Raw genomic sequence first — 3,438 nt, forward strand, 5'->3', positions numbered from 1 at the left:
TTATAATCAGCGAAGAATTCAAAAAGGCTTGGATTTTAAGACACCAAATCAAATGGCAGAAGACTTTTATCGGTTAGCTGCCTAGAATCTCCCAAGTGAAAGTCTCCTGCTAATTCAGCACACATCAGGAACATCATCGACTCAAATCTCTATTTGCAACAGTGCCGTCAAAAGTGCATAGGCTTTAACACAAGCCTTGCAGTGCTTATTCATTTTTTCCAGTTTCTGAAAAGTTATAGGATTCATTTTGCTCTCTAGGCAGTTAAATTTTTAAGTGAAGAAATTTCTACCGATTCTAAATATCCAGGATTAAAAAAGGGAAAAAATTTCTGTTAGATGATCCCGTGCTTTGTAAAAAAAATATCAAAATTATAAAGAGTTGAATTCTATTAATACATTGAAATTAAACATAATTTTTAATATCGACACACATGATAGCTACCTAATGGAGCTAATTTAGGTAGCTATCATGTGTGATGCTAAGCTTTAAATTTTTTATAAAATATAAGCATTTGATTTTAAATATTATTTTGTTTATGTGGCAAAAATAAAACTCAAACATTAATATTTATAAGTTATTGAAATTAAATATAAAATTCAGATCACACATAATACCTACCTTGATGTGGAAAGAAGCTATTGTGTGTGTCGATCAGAGCATTATATGTAGAAAGGTCTCTAGTTCTTTATCCTGTCTACCCGACTTGTAATATGATTCATATATCAGCTAATTGGGAGTACGGCACTATGTCAACAGTAGATCTAATTGATGAAGATGACAATGAATCAGGTATTGCTGCCAAAGCTGCAAATGTACTTCGAGACCGCTTTATTGCCGCAGCGCAAAGAGGAACAGTGCTGTATGTAGAAAATGATAATTTAATGAGTAAAACACCGAATGGTGTGCCAATTTTGGTTAAACACTTGGACGGCCGGAATCCTGACCTTGCTTACCGACTTGCTGGGCGACGAACTTTTAAAATTAAAAAACGTAAAATTAATTCGAATTGAGGCAGGCTTTTACTCCCATTCGATCGAATTTCGAATAAGAGATGTTCTGTAAATTTAGAGTATAGCCTAACGGAACAAAATAAAGTCTTAAAAAGCAACTCAAAAACCGTATTTATAGACTTAATATTTAATTTCGGTACAATATGTATTTAATTATCTAAACTCTAACGGTACAGAATGCCTAATCAGGTCGGATATATTCGAGTCAGTTCAACTGAACAAAATACTGAACGTCAATTAGATGGAATCAGCCTGGATAAGACCTTTACTGAAAAGGCAAGCGGTGGTAGCCGTGAACGTCCTCAGTTAAATGCAATGCTCGACTATCTGCGTGAAGGTGATACGGTGCATGTTCATAGTATTGATCGTCTGGCACGTAATACAAATGATCTGAACGAAATTGTGAATAGTCTGAATGATCGTGGTATAACCATTATTTTTCATAAAGAGAATTTGACCTTCAGTCATGATGTAGCACAATCGGCAATAAATAAACTCATGTTTCAGATGCTTGCTGCATTTGCAGAGTTTGAACGCTCCATGATCCGTGAGCGTCAAAAGGAAGGAATTGCAAAAGCCAAAGCGAAGGGCTTATATAAGGGAAGAAAGCGGAAGGTTGACTATGTTGAAATACGAAAAGCAATGGCTGAAGAAAATTCAACATTTAGAGGTGTTGCAGAAAAGTTTAAAGTAGGGATAGCAACAGTACAAAGAGCTTTAAAAGAAGAAACTAATAATCAATAAGGTTGATTAATGAAGACGCTTAGATATTCAAATTTAGAAAAGATCATGACCATTTATACTGAAATTTCTACTTATATTACATTTCATAATGCGACTGGTTTAACAGATATAAATAAATCAATGGAAGATTTTTGAACCGTACCGGGTTTGTCGGAGACCAAGCTTTCTGAGAGAATGTCCCGATGAAAAAAGTAAAATATACCCCTGAAATCAGAGAAAGAGCGGTTCAATTATTGATTGAATCCGAGAAAGATTATCCATCGAATTGGGCTGCGATCACCGCTATTGCTCCCTGAGCAGTATACTGCGCAAGGGTTGTACTCCTGAAACACTACGTGTTTGGTATCAAAAATATTTAGATAAACAAAATCCAGTTAAAGTACAGCAGCTTTCAGACCAAGAACGTATCAAACAACTCGAACGCGAAAATAAAGAACTGCAACGCGCCAATGAAATTCTACGTAAAGCAGCCGCTTTTTTCGCCCAGGCGGAGCTCGACCGCCCACACAAATAATGGTGGATTTTATCCATAATAATAAAGAGCTGTACGGAGTCGAGGCGATTTGTAGAATTTTACCGATCGCACCTTCAACCTATTACCGGACTCTAGATCTCTGTGAAAATCCAGAACATCGAGCAAAGCGAGATTTACATGACTTGCATCATGCTGAGGAGATTAAACGAATTTGGAAGGAAAGTTCAGGTCGGTATGGTGTACGTAAAGTCTGGCAAAAACTGAAACGTGAAGGCTATATTATTGCGCGCTGTACTGTTGCTCGATTAATGCAAAAGCTAGGTATAAAAGGTGTTTGGCGTGGTAAGAACAAACAAACCACCCGTAGCCGAGATGATCAAAAACGAGCGGATGACTTGGTAAAACGTAATTTTACTGCTGATCATCCTGACCAACTGTGGGTGAGTGACTTTACGTATATTCAAACAAATTCAGGCTGGGTTTATACTGCATTTATTATTGATGTGTTCTCACGAGCAATTGTTGGATGGAAAGTATCGACACGGATGAATACAGATATGGTGCTCGATGCATTGGAGCAAGCATTTAGGGCGGCAGAGGGGGCTGGAACGCTGAGTGCGCCCATGCCGCATTGCGAAGCAAAAGATAATCGGATAAAATGTAGCAATTCATATTCGTAAGCGTGGAGTAATCAGATGGGAAATTCCAAGTCAGCAGACAAGTAAGCCGCAACAACCAGTATTGTTGTTGCGGCGCTCTGTAAGGCTAGTCTCATCTGATTGCTGACGAGCAGACGTCGCCCGGTATTCCTTAATCGAGGGTTGATTCGTCATGACCACCACACGCCCCGCGTGGGCCTATACGCTGCCGGCAGCACTGCTGCTGATGGCTCCTTTCGACATCCTCGCTTCACTGGCGATGGATATTTATCTCCCTGTCGTTCCAGCGATGCCCGGCATCCTGAACACGACGCCCGCTATGATCCAACTCACGTTGAGCCTCTATATGGTGATGCTCGGCGTGGGCCAGGTGATTTTTGGTCCGCTCTCAGACAGAATCGGGCGACGGCCAATTCTACTTGCGGGCGCAACGGCTTTCGTCATTGCGTCTCTGGGAGCAGCTTGGTCTTCAACTGCACCGGCCTTTGTCGCTTTCCGTCTACTTCAAGCAGTGGGCGCGTCGGCCATGCTGGTGGCGACGTTCGCGAC

Annotated in this window: 3 protein-coding genes, 1 pseudogene and 1 other annotated feature; all 4 genes and pseudogenes read left to right on the forward strand. The window is 40.3% G+C overall.

The features are described 5' to 3' along the window. Nucleotides 1–747: 747 nt before the first annotated feature. Entirely contained in the window at nt 748–1,011 is a 264-nt protein-coding gene (locus tag FTT76_RS17330; protein ID WP_127801456.1) for a hypothetical protein, read from the forward strand. 177 nt (nt 1,012–1,188) lie between these two features. Continuing rightward, nucleotides 1,189–1,755, forward strand: a complete 567-nt coding sequence (locus tag FTT76_RS17335) for a recombinase family protein (protein ID WP_006581699.1) — start codon at nt 1,189–1,191, stop codon at nt 1,753–1,755. A 182-nt stretch (nt 1,756–1,937) separates the two neighbouring features. Continuing rightward, a pseudogene (locus FTT76_RS17340) lies at nt 1,938–2,910 on the forward strand (IS3 family transposase). Continuing rightward, nucleotides 2,227–2,343: a sequence feature (AL1L pseudoknot), on the forward strand. Its footprint overlaps the pseudogene before it by 117 nt. A 151-nt stretch (nt 2,911–3,061) precedes the next feature. Then, nucleotides 3,062–3,438: MFS transporter (locus FTT76_RS17345; RefSeq protein ID WP_180063744.1), on the forward strand; the 377-nt coding region annotated here is incomplete at its 3' end.

The organism is Acinetobacter sp. YH01009, from assembly GCF_013420765.1.
GTDB lineage: Bacteria > Pseudomonadota > Gammaproteobacteria > Pseudomonadales > Moraxellaceae > Acinetobacter > Acinetobacter amyesii.

Coding starts and splice junctions, on each gene's coding strand:
- FTT76_RS17330 (WP_127801456.1), top strand. CDS start 748: ATGTCAACAGTAGATCTAATTGATGAAGATGACAATGAATCAGGTATT.
- FTT76_RS17335 (WP_006581699.1), top strand. CDS start 1,189: ATGCCTAATCAGGTCGGATATATTCGAGTCAGTTCAACTGAACAAAAT.